At 47.3% G+C, this 14,954-nt stretch carries 13 protein-coding genes; 7 read left to right on the top strand and 6 right to left on the bottom strand.

The features are described from left to right. Together AKJ31_RS00860 and glgX are read right to left on the bottom strand one after the other, a co-directional pair. The gene (locus tag AKJ31_RS00860; protein WP_053407199.1) at positions 1-867 is read right to left on the bottom strand and encodes a hypothetical protein; all 867 of its coding nucleotides are present in this window, start codon (positions 865-867) and stop codon (positions 1-3) included. A gap of 183 nt (positions 868-1,050) precedes the next feature. Continuing rightward, positions 1,051-3,024 carry a glycogen debranching protein GlgX gene (glgX, locus tag AKJ31_RS00865; RefSeq protein WP_053407961.1) on the bottom strand — a complete coding sequence of 658 codons (1,974 nt, stop codon included), beginning with the start codon at positions 3,022-3,024 and terminating at the stop codon, positions 1,051-1,053. Positions 3,025-3,469: 445 nt separating this feature from the next. Here glgX and AKJ31_RS00870 point away from each other — a divergent pair, with 445 nt between their 5' ends. The 3 genes from AKJ31_RS00870 (at position 3,470) to AKJ31_RS00880 (ending at position 6,646) form a co-directional block, all read left to right on the top strand. Continuing rightward, positions 3,470-4,804, top strand: coding sequence for a carbohydrate porin (locus AKJ31_RS00870; RefSeq protein WP_053407200.1), 1,335 nt, complete (start codon positions 3,470-3,472; stop codon positions 4,802-4,804). A gap of 84 nt (positions 4,805-4,888) precedes the next feature. Next, on the top strand, positions 4,889-5,740 hold the full coding sequence (locus tag AKJ31_RS00875; RefSeq protein WP_053407201.1) for a MalM family protein: 852 nt from the start codon (positions 4,889-4,891) through the stop codon (positions 5,738-5,740). A gap of 291 nt (positions 5,741-6,031) precedes the next feature. Beyond that, positions 6,032-6,646, top strand: a complete 615-nt coding sequence (locus AKJ31_RS00880) for a fumarylacetoacetate hydrolase family protein (RefSeq protein ID WP_053407202.1) — start codon at positions 6,032-6,034, stop codon at positions 6,644-6,646. A 191-nt stretch (positions 6,647-6,837) separates the two neighbouring features. Here the strand turns inward: AKJ31_RS00880 and AKJ31_RS00885 are convergent, their stop codons facing one another. The 3 genes from AKJ31_RS00885 to AKJ31_RS00895 form a co-directional block, all read right to left on the bottom strand. Beyond that, positions 6,838-7,146: an AzlD domain-containing protein gene (locus AKJ31_RS00885; protein ID WP_053407203.1), complete on the bottom strand. Its 309-nt coding sequence runs from the start codon at positions 7,144-7,146 to the stop codon at positions 6,838-6,840. Beyond that, on the bottom strand, positions 7,143-7,862 hold the full coding sequence (locus AKJ31_RS00890) for an AzlC family ABC transporter permease (protein ID WP_053407204.1): 720 nt from the start codon (positions 7,860-7,862) through the stop codon (positions 7,143-7,145). The genes AKJ31_RS00885 and AKJ31_RS00890 overlap by 4 nt, the downstream gene beginning before the upstream one ends. 76 nt (positions 7,863-7,938) lie before the next feature. Further along, on the bottom strand, positions 7,939-8,778 hold the full coding sequence (locus AKJ31_RS00895) for an AraC family transcriptional regulator (protein ID WP_053407205.1): 840 nt from the start codon (positions 8,776-8,778) through the stop codon (positions 7,939-7,941). A gap of 212 nt (positions 8,779-8,990) precedes the next feature. Between AKJ31_RS00895 and AKJ31_RS00900 the strand changes: the two genes are divergently transcribed. The 4 genes from AKJ31_RS00900 to AKJ31_RS00915 all read left to right on the top strand — a co-directional run bounded on the left by AKJ31_RS00900 (position 8,991) and on the right by AKJ31_RS00915 (position 12,841). After that, positions 8,991-9,623: a LysE family translocator gene (locus tag AKJ31_RS00900; RefSeq protein ID WP_053407206.1), complete on the top strand. Its 633-nt coding sequence runs from the start codon at positions 8,991-8,993 to the stop codon at positions 9,621-9,623. 62 nt (positions 9,624-9,685) lie between these two features. Beyond that, positions 9,686-10,105, top strand: a complete 420-nt coding sequence (locus AKJ31_RS00905) for a GNAT family N-acetyltransferase (RefSeq protein ID WP_053407207.1) — start codon at positions 9,686-9,688, stop codon at positions 10,103-10,105. A gap of 130 nt (positions 10,106-10,235) precedes the next feature. Continuing rightward, positions 10,236-12,341: a protein-disulfide reductase DsbD family protein gene (locus AKJ31_RS00910; RefSeq protein WP_053407208.1), complete on the top strand. Its 2,106-nt coding sequence runs from the start codon at positions 10,236-10,238 to the stop codon at positions 12,339-12,341. Further along, entirely contained in the window at positions 12,338-12,841 is a 504-nt protein-coding gene (locus tag AKJ31_RS00915) for a protein disulfide oxidoreductase (RefSeq protein WP_053407209.1), read from the top strand. Before AKJ31_RS00910 ends, AKJ31_RS00915 begins: the two co-directional genes overlap by 4 nt. A gap of 95 nt (positions 12,842-12,936) precedes the next feature. Here AKJ31_RS00915 and AKJ31_RS00920 read toward each other — a convergent pair whose 3' ends face one another. After that, positions 12,937-14,640 carry a phospho-sugar mutase gene (locus tag AKJ31_RS00920; protein ID WP_053407210.1) on the bottom strand — a complete coding sequence of 568 codons (1,704 nt, stop codon included), beginning with the start codon at positions 14,638-14,640 and terminating at the stop codon, positions 12,937-12,939. Positions 14,641-14,954: the final 314 nt, after the last annotated feature.

Genomic DNA, 14,954 nt, shown 5'->3' on the forward strand with positions numbered 1-14,954 from the left:
TTAGTAAGCCTTGATGCCGTACTCGCGCAGCTTTGACGGTAATACGTTATCCAGTTGATCGATCTCTTCTGGGAATACTTCGATGAGTTCAAACTGGTGTGCTTGGTAGATCGACCTGATCTGCTCACGCTGTTTATCAGATATGCTGCCGTTGTCTCTGCCCCAAAATTGCAGATAAACTTTGCCTTGCGGTAAGTAGAAATCACTCAGCACGTCTTGCTCGATGGGCAGTTGTCGGTCATAGGCGTGCACAATGCCGTTCATGTATAACCAGTTATCGATGATCAACTCGCCTTTGGATCGAACGTAATGGCCGTCAAGAGTGCGGTGTTTGGCTTCGAATTTTTGTCTGAAACTGGAAAGTGACTTGTCGGTTGCGTGCACCTCTGCATCGTGCCCGGAGAACTCCAATACAGATTGCTTTAGGCGCTTATTGCGAACGATGGAGTCGTGCCAAACAACAAACTGCGGGCCGCTCTCTTTGTCTTCGCGCTGATAACCGCCGACAGTGAGACCGGAATTACTCACTTGCCAGCCGTTTTTACTGCGGTTGATCCAGCCGAGTTCTTGCAGCAGTTGATTGATTTTTTTCGCGTTGAGGTCAAATCGCTCACCGATTTGTGTCGCGCTTAGTGTTTTTCCGCTGGTGGCGCTGGAATCAATGAGCAGATTTTCAGGCCAGACAATAAACTTGCCGAATTTGGCGTGCTCGACATACTCGCCACCAAATTTTGCCCCGAGTTCTGTAAGCACCCAGCTCTCTTCCGCACGGTTAATATAACCCGCAGTTTTTAGCTCTGCGAACAATTGCTTAGGTTCAATTGAACGTAGCTTTGCAAGCGCAGTAGTGGAAATCTTGTCTGACATACCTTGTTCCTGAAAGCGGTATCACGCGGCCTGTTCGTCAGGCGGATAAAAGTCATTGGATGTTTGTATTGTTCAGGCTATTTAGCGTCAGTTCAAGACAAGTTGCGGCTAAATGTAAGATATGCCAATAAAAAAAAGGCACAGTGTGCCTTTTTTAGATGAAGTTAGGGGATATGTAAGCCCTTACCAAACAGGTGCATACGATGCCCACGATTTGGCGTGGAAAATCGCGATAGATGCCGGAGCAACTAAGACCTGTTTGTGGTCGATAGTTTGGTGCAGTTCGTGAGAGTCGGTATTACAAATCATCACCCATTCCTGATTCGCATCGCTCGGAAGCGTGAATCGGGCAGGGGCATTGGTCTGGTTAATGCAGTAGAACAGCTCGTCGCCGTTTTTGCCTAACCCTAAATGCAGCGCCACAGAGCTCAACATGTTCCAGTCTTCGTGCTCCATAAAACTGCCATCGAGTCGACGCCAGAAAATGCGGTTGTCGTTACGCTTTTCGCCACTGAACGCACGAATAAACGGCACCATGTAGGTCTGACGAGCTTTGACCATCTGCGCCAACCACTCTTTAAAGCACTCTTTCTGTGGCGTCATGTGCCAATCAAGCCAACTGATTTCGTTGTCCTGACAGTACGCGTTGTTGTTACCACGTTGAGTGTGCGACAGAACATCGGCGGTCAGCACGTGCGGAATACCAAAAGCAAACAGCAGGCTCGCCATAAAATTGCGTTTCTGCTTTTCACGTTTCTCAATGATTGTTTGGTTTTCGGTCTCACCTTCCACGCCGTAGTTGTCGGAGCGGTTGTCACCGTGGCCATCACGGTTATGTTCACCGTTGGCTTCGTTGTGCTTGTTCTTGTACGAGACAAGGTCTTGCATACAGAACCCATCGTGATAGGTGATGTAGTTGACCGTTAGTTTGTATGGCCAGTTGGCAGCACTGTAAAGGTCACGTGAGCCCATAATACGGGTGGCAAACTCTTTGAGAAAACCTTGGTCGCCACGCCAGAAGCTACGGGTGATGTCGCGCAGTCTGTCGTTACACTCGTTCCAGCCAAACGGGAAGTTACCGACTTGGTAGCCGTTCGGACCGATATCCCAAGGCTCTGCGATAAGCTTAACGTCTCTCAGCACCGGATCTTGAGCGACAGCCTTAAAGAATCCGGCGTCTTGGCTGAAATGATCACCATGACGGCCCAAAGTGGCTGCGAGGTCAAAACGGAAGCCATCGACCTTGTATTCATTGACCCAGTAACGCAGCGTATCCATCACCAAGTTGAGGCTAGGCTGGTATGAAAGATCAACCGTATTGCCACAACCAGTGTAATTGGCAAAGTGGCGGCCGTGTTTGAGATAGTAGTGCTGGTCGAGGGCTTTTAGGTTAAATACCGGACCGTCTGCACCACCCTCAGCGGTGTGGTTGTAGACCACGTCCAGAATCACTTCAATGCCGTGTCTATGTAGTTCTCGGATCGCAGTTTTTAACTCGTTTACCGCGTCAGATTCCGCGTATCTAGGGTCGGGAACCATAAACAAGTATGGGTTGTAGCCCCAGTAATTGACCTTGTCCATTTTGAGCAGATGTGGCTCGTGCATACAGGCCGCAATTGGCAGCAGTTGCAGAGTGTTGATATTTTGCTGCTTGTAAAACTCGATCATCGCGTGGCTGACTAAGCCTAAGTAGCGGCCTTGCTGGTGCTCAGGGACACTCGGGTTGAGCTTAGAAATACCTTTCACATGGGTTTCAAACAACACCATCTCTTCGCGAGGACGGCGAGGGCGTTCGATACCTTGCCAATCAAATTGGTCATCGACCACCACACACTCGGCAAGTTTAAAGCTTTTTTCAGAGTCGAAAGGCAATGTGTAGTGAAGCGGTCGGGAGATCGCTTTGGCATACGGGTCGGAAATCAAATGCGGCTTACCATCTTTCTCGACGATGTAAGCGTATTTGGTGCCAGCGGTCACTCCAGGGATGAAAGTGTGTTTTATCCCCGCATATTCATTCGCAAGCGGATAGCTCTGAAAATCGCCATGCTGATCAAAAATGGCCAGCTGGATTTTTGGCGCACCGGGAGCATAAATCGAAAAATTACACCCGTTTTCATTCAGTGTTGCGCCTTGAGGATAGGGATGTGAGCGCTGCATATTCATCACTTTATAAATATTATTTTCCTTGTAGTGAGGCTTTAGTAAATAGTTTTGTTTGCATGAGGTCAAGCGCCTTATAAAAAATTGTAAATGTAATTTTATTACAGAAATATGACGTTTTTAGGAAAAAATTTGAGCTATTTGGCATTTTGTTGAGCAGAAAATTAATAAAAACCGTCTACTCCTCCTTAGAACTGTGACTAATCGCACTAATACCTTGTTCGGTTAACTTTCTCCTCCTTTCTCATCCCCCTGAATTATTTTTCATCCGGATGAAGTAGAACACCTCCTCCCTCAGTAATCTTGCCACAGTTGAAACAAATGGAGACAAGGGGTTAACCCACGTCTCGTCTTACCTCTCTTTTTACCACCTGTAGCTGCCTTTTCGGGATGTATCGGGGAGAGCGTAAAAAAGAATAAGAAACCCTAAACGGAGTTAATAATGAAAAAAGTAAGCATAGTTGCTGCGGCAGTGATCTCTACACTTGCTATTGGTGCTGCTCACGCAGATGATAAAGTTCAACAGGGATGGCAAGTCAACGGTTATGGCCACCTGCTATACAACGTAGGTGAGTCTCTAGATACTGGTGAGACTTGGGCGCACCGTCGTGACTACCGCGCAGCAGGTGCCGCGTTCTCAGGAAACCCTAATCAAGTCGAATTCACGGTTTCTCGTGGTGACAATTACGAAAATGGCTCATGGTCTAAATACGTTCTGAAAACGGAATATGGTAACCACGAAGGTGGTAACGGCCGTGGTTTCTACACCTCTTCAGGCGGTAACGAAGGACACCTACAATCTGGTGAGTTCGAATTCAAAGAAGCGTATGTAGAACTGGGCGATCTCTCTTTCTTCGCGGAAGGCACAAGTATTTGGGCTGGTCAGCGTTACCTAAACCGCCAAGCAGGTATCATCACAAAAGAGTACTGGAAACAATCTTCTGGTCTGGGTGGTGGTATCCAACACGACAACATGGGCTTAGCGGTTGTTTCTGCTGATGCTGGTGATGGTTACTGTACTGTCGGTACCGCTACACTCAACTGTAAGAATGATAACTTAGACGACAACGGAAGCAGCAAAACAATGACTTCTGTTGACCTATACATGTACGGCGTGGAAGGTCTTGGTGGTAAGTTTGACTTCGACGTTAAGTACATGACTAGAACCAACGTTGATTCTTCAACAAATGCGGCAGACGATGGTGTGGGTGTTTCTGTCACTTACTCTACAAGCTACTATGGTTTTGATGGTTGGTCTTTAACTGCATTGACTTACGGTGAAGGCTTAGCTGGTACCAAAGGTGTCAACTTCGGTTCTTGGAACGGTGGTTGGGATGAAAGTGATCGTTCGATCTTTTTGACTTCTTACGGTGTTGCGAACGTTACGGATAACCTACAGATTGGTACTGAGCTTGTTTACTGGGCGCTTGATAACAAAGATGACCGTCAAGTTTGGGGACAAGATGATGTTCAGCGTCTATTCGTTGGTGTGACTCCATCGTACAAGATTAACGACAACTTCCGTATGGAAGCCGTGCTAACTTACGCAAACGAAATGCTTGATGACGGTTCGGCTTGGGGACGCGATAAAGACGATACTTCGTTCGTAACTGCAACTCTAGCACCTGTGTTCACTGTGAATGCTGACTACTGGGGCCGCCCTCAAATCAAGCCATACGTAACTTACATGACTTCTAGCGATGATGATTACGCTTGGGCTAAAGACTCGGATGGTGACGAAACTCGCTTTGGTGTCGAAGCTGAAATCTGGTTCTAACTCGGTTAGTTAAGTTTACGAGCTATAACATAGAAGGCAGTCTTAAGACTGCCTTTACTCATATAATAAGAAATGGATATAGAGATGAAAAAATACCTTACCTTGCTACTCTCCGGCATGAGTTTAATCGGTTGTGCTTCAAGCGATGATTTATCTCTTAAGCAAAATATCTTACCCCTGCAAACAGAAGTATGTTGCGAGTCTGCCAGTCATTTCCCTTGGTTTAGACTACAACAAAATCAAGATCTGGACTTTGAACTGAACGCTTCGTCACCTGTTAATCAGTTTGATGGTAGCAAGAGCTATTTTTCAGCGTTTACCTTTGCCCAGCAATCAGGCTTGGTTGAAATACGACTAAGAAGCTTGATGCTAGATGGGGAGGTGGCGATTCCTCAAGTTGAATTACTTGATTCGGAATTCAACGTTGTTAAGACAATCGATGATGCATTTACCGTGAAGTTTTCTGATGCTTTCGCCAAGAATCGCTATGAATTGACCGAGAAAGTAGACACGGTCAAGACTCCTTACATGATCGTCTACGTAAAGACTTCAGAGCTTGGCAAAAAAGTGGTTGTGCCTCATCCTGCAAAGATCAGAGCGCAAGAATCTGGTGAGCCGATGCCGATTGTGACGGATCCTACCTACTTAGCATCCAACAACGGCCACTTTTCTTTGAGTGTGGAAACAATCACGCTTAGTGGTTACAACCAAAAATCTCTGGTAGAGGCCAAGCCTGAAGAAGTCGCGGTAGTTCAAAAGCCAGCCCAGCCTGCGATTCAAGCTATTCCAGAAACACAATCTTACTACCACAATGCCATCCGGCAGGCAGTGGAATCCAACAACATCGATAAGGCACTGAGCTTACTTGATGAAGCGAAAGCACTAAACATCGAAGGTGCTCAAGAAGTGTTTGTAAGAGCGGTAAACGCTAAATAGATACCTTTCCAATTACGCTAAGGTTAAGGGCATCATTAGCCTTAGCGGTCTGACTGCGTTAGGTGACGTCGGGGGAAACTATGAGCAATCTTCCCGAGATAGTCATACACCAAGTGTTAAGCGAATAGGTGTTTGTCTTTGCTAACCTGTGCCTGTGTACAACGCGTTTCTTGCTATTTAGGCTTTGATTAATAATGGGTTTTGGATCTGATTTTCAGACTTATCGTAGTTCCCTTTACTCATATTTGCTCTAAAATCGTTCGCTGATATTCATGGTTCAGGGAAGGTGAGATGTATTCGGTTAAGCTTGATGAAGAGTTGGTTTACCCAACCAAAGTTATCTGTGTAGGACGCAATTATCTAGAGCATATTCACGAGCTTAATAATGCTGTTCCTGAGCAAATGGTGGTGTTTAACAAACCATCGACTTCTATTTCTTCGGTACTGCGTGCGACCCATCAAGAGCCACTTCATTACGAAGGTGAAATCTGTTTCCTGATCAAAAACAACCAGTTTCATGCGGTTGGACTTGGGCTCGACCTGACCAAGCGTGGCTTGCAATCTAAGCTGAAAGAGAAAGGTTTACCGTGGGAAAGAGCAAAAGCGTTTGATGGCTCTGCCGTATTCAGCCGTTTTATTCCCGTTGCAGGATTAGACATCAATAGCCTAGAGATAGAATTGTTCATTAACTGCGTGCGTGTGCAAAAAGGCGATGTGTCGCAGATGATGTACCCGCCGCAGGTGATCTTACAAGAGTTACAAAGCTACACCACATTGCAAGATGGTGATGTGATCATGACGGGAACACCGCAAGGCGTGGGAGAAGTACATCGCGGAGACCTGTTTTTGGCGCGTTTGAAGTGTAAAGACGAAACCTTAATCGAAATTGAATGGGTTGCTGAATAAAGTTCTTTACCTTACCCCAAGGCAAAGGTTTAACCTCTGATTGAGTGATTCAATCAGAGGTTTTTTATTATGGGTTGTTGTAACAAAGCGCCGAATGGTGGCTCACCGCAAATTGGTATCTTAGTGAAATGGACACTGTGTATCGCAGTGGTGGTGTTTTTGATCGCTGCGTTGTTCGGCTAAAGGCTCAGTTAAAGCAGTTTTAGAACCAGAAATACCGCCATGCTAACAAAGGTGGTGAGCAACACGTTTTTAGTTTTCCATGCCATGACCGCCGCGACTAGGGCGCCAATCAGATAAGGGTTGTCCGGTGTGACCCACAGCTCTTGCTCCGGCATAAATACGATAGGTGCCCAGATCGCGGTTAATACCGCAGGGCTTGAGTAACTGAGCAACCTCTGCGCTTGCGGATTTAAGCGCAGCGGCAATCTAGGCTCCAGAAACAGATATCGACTGACGAAAACCAAAAGCGTCATTGCAAAAATTGACAGCAAAATCATCGCTTCGCTCCTTTAAACGATTCAACCAAATAGCCTGCGACCATACCGCCAACGCTGGCGATCATCAGTCCCGATTCTATAGCGAAATAGCTGCATGTGACCGCGATGACTAAAGACGCGACTACCGCAGCGAGGACAGGTGACGTTTTCACATTGGGTATTACGATAGCAATAAAGGTGGCGGCGACGGCGAATTCAAGCCCGAGTTCGTTCATCGAAGGGATGTAATTGCCGGCGAGAATCCCGATAAACGTAACTATGTTCCAAAACAGGTAAAAGCTTAAGCCTGCACCTAGGGCGTACCAACGATCAAATTGCTTGTCCGATTGTTGACCACAAAGCGCAAATAGCTCGTCAGTGAGCAGATAACCTAGCGCCAATCGCCATCTCAACGGAAGTGGACTCACTTTGCTGCGCATCGACACGCTATAAAGGAAGTGTCTGGAGGTAATAAAGAAGGTCGCGAGTAACATCGTGGTTAAACTCGCTCCGGCTTTGATCATACCTGTGGCGACAAGTTGCGCTGAACCCGCAAATAAAATTGCCGATAGAGCTTGGCTTTCAATGATGGTTAACCCTGATTCGACGGCATACGATCCAGCAAGTAAGCCCCAAGGGATCACCGCAATACTAAGTGGTAACATCGCAACCGTGCCTTGCAGGAATAAACGGCTACGGGAAGGATTGGCAATAGAATTCAAACTTATAGTACTCATTATTGTCTCAAATTGTGTTCACTTGCCCCTATTTAGACACTTGGGCAAAGCCAACGCTTGTACAAAACTGCTGTTGTTATTTACGTTTGCCCTTCTGTGGTTTGTACTGTCTCGGTGTCACGCCCATCGCGCGCTTAAAATGACGGTGGAAGTGGCTTTGGTCATGAAATCCGGTTTCTTGTGCGACGTCAGAGATGTCCATCCCTTGTCGCAATAACTGCTTAGACAAGCGTAAACGAGACTGGATTTGATACGCATGTGGCGGAAAGCCAAACTCTTTCTGGAAGCTGCGCGCCAAATAATACGGGCTTAAACCCGCAAGCTTGGCAAGGTCGTCTAAGCTCACATCCGCCTGAGGGAAATCATCCAAAAACTCTTTAACTAGCTTGAGTTGTCTTTGGGTTCGCGTTTGTGGCTCCCAATCTAAGCGAGATTTACTGTGTCGGCTAATCAGCTTAACCAAAGTGCCGTAGACCAAGGTTTCACGTAGAAGTTTGTTGTCCGATTTCGCTAAGGTATCGAACACCATACGCAGTTGCTGCGCCATCTCTGGGTCATAAACCACAGGTTCAGGAAAGTAAGGCACAGAGCCTTGTGGGAGTAAGCCTTCGGTCAGCGACGCAAACTGTTCTGGCAGTGGGTACATGGCTTTGTATTCCCAGCCGCCTTTGGTTGCGGTTTGACCGTTATGCACTTCATCAGCGTTGACTAAGATAATACTGTCTTGGGGAGCAATGTGATTGCCGCCAGTGCGATAAAAACGTTGTGCGCCTTTTTCAATAACGCCCACGGTGTAGCCTTCATGGCTATGACGCGAAAAGTTCTGGTTGGTGTACTTGGCATCAAGGAGTTCAAGCCCGCCCAGTTCACTGGCCAGCTGAAAGTTTGCTGATTCCTTTTCCGTATGATGCGCCATTGCACTTCCTCTGTTCGCGTCCCTTTTGCAGTCTAGCCTAACGGGGTTTGAATTTTTTGTACAAAATTGCGCTTTTTATTTGAACTATTTACGTTAACGTTTGCTTGTTATTTGTTCTGGGTGTTGGCTATTTTACTTCCATCTTTATTATGGATTGAGAACTTATGTTGGTATAAAATCCCGCACTTTCTTGTTCCTGTAATATAATAATTATGATTGATTTATCAGTGCTACCCGTCTATTTGACGGCTGTGGTCGCACTTTTGCTACTGCCGGGACCAGATATGTTGTTGATTGCCAGCTCAAGTATGAGCTACGGACGTAAAGTGGGGATCTTTGCGAGCTTGGGTAACGCGACATCTGGAGTGATTCTAACGTTATTAGCGGCGCTAGGGGTGTCGGCGTTGATCGCCATGAGCCCAATTGCGCTCAAAGCGCTTCATCTACTTGGTGGTGCATACCTGCTTAAGATGGGGTGGGACTGTTTACGCGCCAGTGCATCTGATGCACCGCAACTCGGTGGTACGAGTAAAGTTGCGACCACGTTTTATCAACGAGCCTTGGTGAGTAATTTACTCAATCCGAAAGCCTTGGTGTTCTTTGTGATGTTCTTGCCACAGTTTGTATCAAGTAATATTACCGCGACGTCTGGTGAACAGATGCTTGCGCTAGGCTTATTGCTGAATGTGCTGGGTTTAGCGTTTAACTTACTGCTGGTCGCTTTGGTTGGCACTCTAGGTAAGCCTTTGCTTGAAAACGCCAAATTCAGAACCTATCAACATAAGTTTATGGGTTTAATCTTCGTGATATTGGCGCTGTGGATGCTAAGTTCATTTGCCAGTTAAGCCACTTTTTGGCACAGTTTTAAAGGTCAGCATTTGCTGGCCTTTTTAATAGGGAAGTTGTTATGCACATACAGTTCATGTTGAACCCGCCAAAAAACATCAAAGATCTCATCTACAACGGGCTAAAGTCCTTCAACTTAAAACACTTTCCTGATGAAGAAATGCAGTCATTGGCTTGCGTCGCTGAAGATCCGGGCGGGAACTTTCTCGGCGGATTAACCGGCCAGATTTTTACCAACACGTTATTTGTCGAGTTTCTATGGTTGGATGACAGCAACCGTTCTGCAGGCATTGGTTCAAAGCTGATGGCAGAAGTGGAGCAACAGGCCAAGAAACTTGGTGTAACCGACATCTACTTGGATACCTATACATTCCAAGCTCCGGGCTTCTACGCCAAGCTCGGTTTCGAGGAAGTGGGGCGTTACACTGGCTTTCCAACTCGTGGCGTCGATAAAATCTTCTTACAAAAGAAAATTGCCTAGTTTGAGCAGTTCTTTATGTTAGTGCGGTCTTATAACGGATCTCATAAGGTTTGGTGAAAACGTGTTTCGCCAAATCCTATCCCGCACGTGACAATGTGAGTTGTCACGGACGGTCAAGTTTGGAAAACATATGAACCGCATACTAAATATAAAACTGTTTAAACAGCTCGTTGGCCTAATTACGCTTGCTCTACTTATTGGCTTTTCCTCTCTATCGGTAGCGACTGAAACCGGGTGGATGAGCAATCCTCAGCATCCCCCAGTACAAACTCGATTTGTTATCACCGGGCAATCCAACTCGGCGCAACCATCGGTTGAAGGCTTTCTCGAAGTAAAGCTAGAAGAAGGCTGGAAAACATACTGGCGTAATCCCGGTGAAGGTGGCGTTGCCCCTAAAATAGATTGGAGTGGTTCGAGCAACCTCAATGACGTTCAGTGGCATTGGCCGTTTCCACAGCGATTTGACCTGCTAGGCATCAGCACGCTCGGGTATAAGGATGATGTGGTCATCCCGATGACTCTGAATCTTCAAGATTGGCAACGTCCTGTTGAACTGAACGCCAAGCTGACACTCTCTTCGTGTGACACCGTGTGCGTGTTGACCGACTACCCGTTTTCGCTCACGTTTATTCCTAGCCAATTGGCGGTTTCTGAATCTGACGCTTACCGCTATGCGCAGGCAATCAGTCAGGTGCCAAAAGGTACCGCGCAAATTCTTGCCTCGGAAGCGACTTGGGACCAACAGAACAAACTGCTGAGCGTTAAACTCAGCAAAGCATTACCTTGGCAATCTCCGGAGCTGGTGGTTGACTCGTTTGATTCGCGCGGTAAAGAGTACAGCTTCACACCACTTACGACACAACTCGATAACGGCGCCGTGTCAGTCACGTTTCGCGTGTCGAGCTGGATGAATGACATCGACCTGAATCAAATCCCTCTGCAAGTGTCAGTGAAAGACGAGGGGCTACTGGCTGAAGTTGAGTTGCAAGCTCGCGCGGGTGTGATCGAGGGTTACAACAGCTCGATCTTAATCATGCTCGGCTTTGCATTCATCGGCGGCTTGATTCTCAACATCATGCCGTGTGTGTTACCAGTGCTAGGGATGAAGCTGAGTAGCGTAGTGTCTGCTCATGGCCTCAAACGCGGACAAGTTCGTCGACAGTTTCTTTCGTCATCCGCGGGTATTTTGTGTTCGTTTTGGTTGCTGGCTGGCTTCTTGTGGATTTTGAAGCTGACGGGCAGTGCGGTCGGTTGGGGGATTCAGTTCCAAAGCGGCTGGTTTATCGGTTTGATGGTATTGGTGACTGGGTTGTTTGGCGCCAATATGCTTGGTTTGTTCCATATTTCGCTTCCAGCGCGAATGACCACTTGGCTTGCGGCAAAGGGGGATGAGTCACAACTTGGTCACTTTACTCAGGGCATGTTTGCCACACTATTAGCAACGCCTTGTTCTGCACCATTTCTTGGCACTGCAGTGGCGTTTGCTCTGGCAGCAAGCAGCGTAGAGTTGTTTGTTATTTTTACTGCATTGGGCTTGGGAATGGCGTTTCCTTGGTTGTTGGTGTCGGCTTTTCCGCGTCTTGCCACCTTGTTACCCAAGCCAGGTGCGTGGCTCAACAAGGTTAAGTCTTTGTTTGGCATTATGATGTTCGGCACTAGCTTGTGGTTACTCAGCTTGCTCAGTAATCATTTACCAGTGTTTTGGGTGGTGGTTATTGCTCTTGTCGCCCTTGTGCTGCTACTAAAAGCCATCAAGCGTGTGTATGGCGATAAGCTGTTTGTTTTATCGGGCGGATTTTTGATGATGGCTTTGGCTGGCTCTCTGATCCTCGGCAGCATGACGACAGATAAGTGGGTGACTCCGCTGCCTGATGATTTGGTGTGGCGAACGCTGGATCAGAGCGCGATTTCAACCGCAGTAAGTGCGGGTAAGACAGTGTTTGTGAATGTGACTGCGGACTGGTGTGTGACCTGTCAAGCCAACAAGGTGGGTGTGATTCTACAAGACCCGGTTTACTCCACGTTAAAGCTGGAGTCGGTTGTCGCGATGCAAGGGGATTGGACTCATCCTGACAGTGACGTTAGCCGTTATTTACGTGAAAATGGCCGCTTTGGTGTGCCGTTCAATATTGTTTATGGCCCCGCTGCGCCAGAGGGCATTCCTCTGCCAGTGATTTTAAATGACAAAGCGGTGATTCAAGCGATAAACGCCGCGAGTGGAGGAGCTGGCTCGTGAAGAAAACATTCCTTTCTCGATTGAAAGAGCTCACGCTTTACATCGTACTTGGTTTGGTGATCGTGGCCAGTGTGGATTGGTATCGTAGCCAAGATATGCCGAAAGACGTGGCAATGGATTTTTCGGTGCAAACGATGGACGGACGCGTAGTCAATATCAATCAACTCAGTCAGGAGCAACCGGTCGTGATCTATTTTTGGGCGACCTGGTGCGGAGCGTGTAAATTTGTCAGTCCAACGGTCAACTGGCTCAGTGATCATTACACTGTCGTGGCAGTTTCAGGGTCGTCAGGATCTGACCAAAGAGTCAAAGCGTTTTTGCAACAGAAAGGCTACCAGTTTGACAATATCAATGACCAAAATGGTGGCCTATTCAAGCAGTGGGGCATCTCATTAACGCCAACGATTTTTGTCGTGAAGGATGGAGAGGTTGCCAGTGTGACGACGGGAATAACCACACCACCGGGATTGCTCGCTCGGATATGGTTAGCGCAGATTTGACCTCAATCTATCGGTCATAAAAAAGCCTCCATTCTGTATTCGGAATGGAGGCTTTTTACTACGTTTTAAATCATTTAATCTTTTAAATCATAAGGTTAAATGGTGTGCTGGTGCTCGGCGATCAAGAGGTCCATGGCAAGATCGGCTTTCTCGTAAGCTTCGGCAAACGATTCCGCTGGATCAAAAGGTTCCACGACCTCGTAGTAGCATTTCAGTTTTGGCTCGGTTCCCGAAGGGCGAACGATCACGCGCGCTCCACCGGAAAGGTGGTAAATCAGAACATCACTGGCTGGTAGGTCGATACTCTCTGTTTTGCCATCCGCGTAAGTACGGGTGAGTGCTTTAAGGTCTTCTAATAATTCGACACTGCGGCCGGCAATCATTGTTGGCTGCGCGGCACGCAGTTTATCGCCAACAGGCGGGTCTTTAGGATCCAAGGCGGTGCTATGTTGCGCGTTGACATACATGCCGTGCTGACGATAAATCGCTTCTAATTGATCCCAAACGGTCTTGCCTTGGCTTTTCAACTCGGCGGTGAGCTGGGCAAAAGCAACCAGTGCCGACAGTCCGTCTTTATCCCACACCTTGTTGCCAACGGTATAACCGAGTGCTTCTTCATAAGCGAACAGGAACTGCTTCTCCGCAGTTTGCTTTTGCATCGCAATGTTGGTCAGCCACTTAAAGCCCGTCAGTGTTTGGTAGTATTCCGCACCCATCGAACGGGCGATTTTACTCAGCAGAGTCGAAGAGACAATGGTGTTACCGACCAGTTGCTTGCTAGCGTCGGTTTTGTTCAACAGATAGTAACCAAACAGCGAGCCGACTTGGTCACCAGTTAGCATTTGGTGTTCGCCATCCGGTTTGCGCGCGGCGACGGCAAATCGGTCTGCATCGGGGTCATTGGCGCAAGCAATATCCGCATTGTTGACTTTCGCTAGGGCGATAACCATGTCCATTGCGCCGTCTTCTTCTGGGTTAGGGAAGTTAACCGTCGGGAAGCTGCCATCTGGTTCGCGTTGTTCTTTTACACTGTAAACCTTTGTAAAACCAGCATCTTGCAGAAGAGTCTCTGCCATCTCTGCGCCAACACCGTGCATGGCGGTGTAAGCAACGCCAATCGATTCTGGTGCGGTATGGTTCGCTAATAGTGGATTGGTGTTCATGGTGCTGCGGTAGGTTTGGTAGTAATCGTCTTTTAGCCAAACGAGCAAACCGTGCTTTTCCGCATCATCAAGTGACATCAGAGGGACAGGCTTTGTTGCTGCTTGTTCGATTTCGGCTGCGATACCTGAGTCATGAGGAGGAATGATTTGTGCGCCGTTTTCCCAGTACACTTTAAAGCCGTTGTACTCGGGGGGGTTATGGCTCGCAGTGACGACGACTGCAGCCGCTGCGTTGAAGTGTTTAACACCGAAAGCGACTATAGGCGTCGCGGCGACTTTGTGGGTCAGATACACCTTGATGCCAAGGCTTGTTAAAACAGACGCGGTATCGTGGGCAAACTGACACGAGTCAGGTCGACCATCGTAACCTATTACCACACCACGTTGAGCAGCGTCTTTGATTTGTTCGATCAGATAGTGACCAAGCCCGGTTGCGGTTTCTTGGATCACTAGTCTGTTCATACGGTTTGGACCACAACCGACTTTACCACGAAGACCAGCTGTCCCAAATTCGAGACGACGGCTAAATCTGTCTTCCAACTCGGCAATGTTTTGCTCGTCTATCAGATGCTGTAACTCTTCACGTGTACGTGGGTCTGGGTCTTTTTCTAACCAACGCGTTACTTGTTCCATCATAGTCTGTCTACCTTCTTCAATCGTTACCCCAAGTGTATGACATTTGGGAGGTTATGACTGATAACGATTATCATTTGTGGTAACGCAATCGCTAAACTGCGCTTGTGCCAAAGAAGTAATATCACTTTCTTGCACAATCTAAAAACGCCAACTAGCTTTTATTAACATAAATATAACAAATTACATCAGTTTTGCTGTTTACAAATAATTCTCTACGTCCCCAAGAATCAGTGGAAATTTTTGCTTGGAAGTCCGAATAGGTCGTCTTGGAAAGCTAGCCAAATAAGGCGAAAAGGCAAAGGAGAGGTCTTTTG

This window comes from Vibrio hepatarius, from assembly GCF_001274785.1.
GTDB lineage: Bacteria > Pseudomonadota > Gammaproteobacteria > Enterobacterales > Vibrionaceae > Vibrio > Vibrio hepatarius.

Excerpts from the sequence above, each read along its gene's own strand:
- AKJ31_RS00860 (WP_053407199.1), bottom strand. The coding sequence starts at position 867 with ATGTCAGACAAGATTTCCACTACTGCGCTTGCAAAGCTACGTTCAATT.
- glgX (WP_053407961.1), bottom strand. The coding sequence starts at position 3,024 with ATGCAGCGCTCACATCCCTATCCTCAAGGCGCAACACTGAATGAAAAC.
- AKJ31_RS00870 (WP_053407200.1), top strand. The coding sequence starts at position 3,470 with ATGAAAAAAGTAAGCATAGTTGCTGCGGCAGTGATCTCTACACTTGCT.
- AKJ31_RS00875 (WP_053407201.1), top strand. The coding sequence starts at position 4,889 with ATGAAAAAATACCTTACCTTGCTACTCTCCGGCATGAGTTTAATCGGT.
- AKJ31_RS00880 (WP_053407202.1), top strand. The coding sequence starts at position 6,032 with ATGTATTCGGTTAAGCTTGATGAAGAGTTGGTTTACCCAACCAAAGTT.
- AKJ31_RS00885 (WP_053407203.1), bottom strand. The coding sequence starts at position 7,146 with ATGATTTTGCTGTCAATTTTTGCAATGACGCTTTTGGTTTTCGTCAGT.
- AKJ31_RS00890 (WP_053407204.1), bottom strand. The coding sequence starts at position 7,862 with ATGAGTACTATAAGTTTGAATTCTATTGCCAATCCTTCCCGTAGCCGT.
- AKJ31_RS00895 (WP_053407205.1), bottom strand. The coding sequence starts at position 8,778 with ATGGCGCATCATACGGAAAAGGAATCAGCAAACTTTCAGCTGGCCAGT.
- AKJ31_RS00900 (WP_053407206.1), top strand. The coding sequence starts at position 8,991 with ATGATTGATTTATCAGTGCTACCCGTCTATTTGACGGCTGTGGTCGCA.
- AKJ31_RS00905 (WP_053407207.1), top strand. The coding sequence starts at position 9,686 with ATGCACATACAGTTCATGTTGAACCCGCCAAAAAACATCAAAGATCTC.
- AKJ31_RS00910 (WP_053407208.1), top strand. The coding sequence starts at position 10,236 with ATGAACCGCATACTAAATATAAAACTGTTTAAACAGCTCGTTGGCCTA.
- AKJ31_RS00920 (WP_053407210.1), bottom strand. The coding sequence starts at position 14,640 with ATGATGGAACAAGTAACGCGTTGGTTAGAAAAAGACCCAGACCCACGT.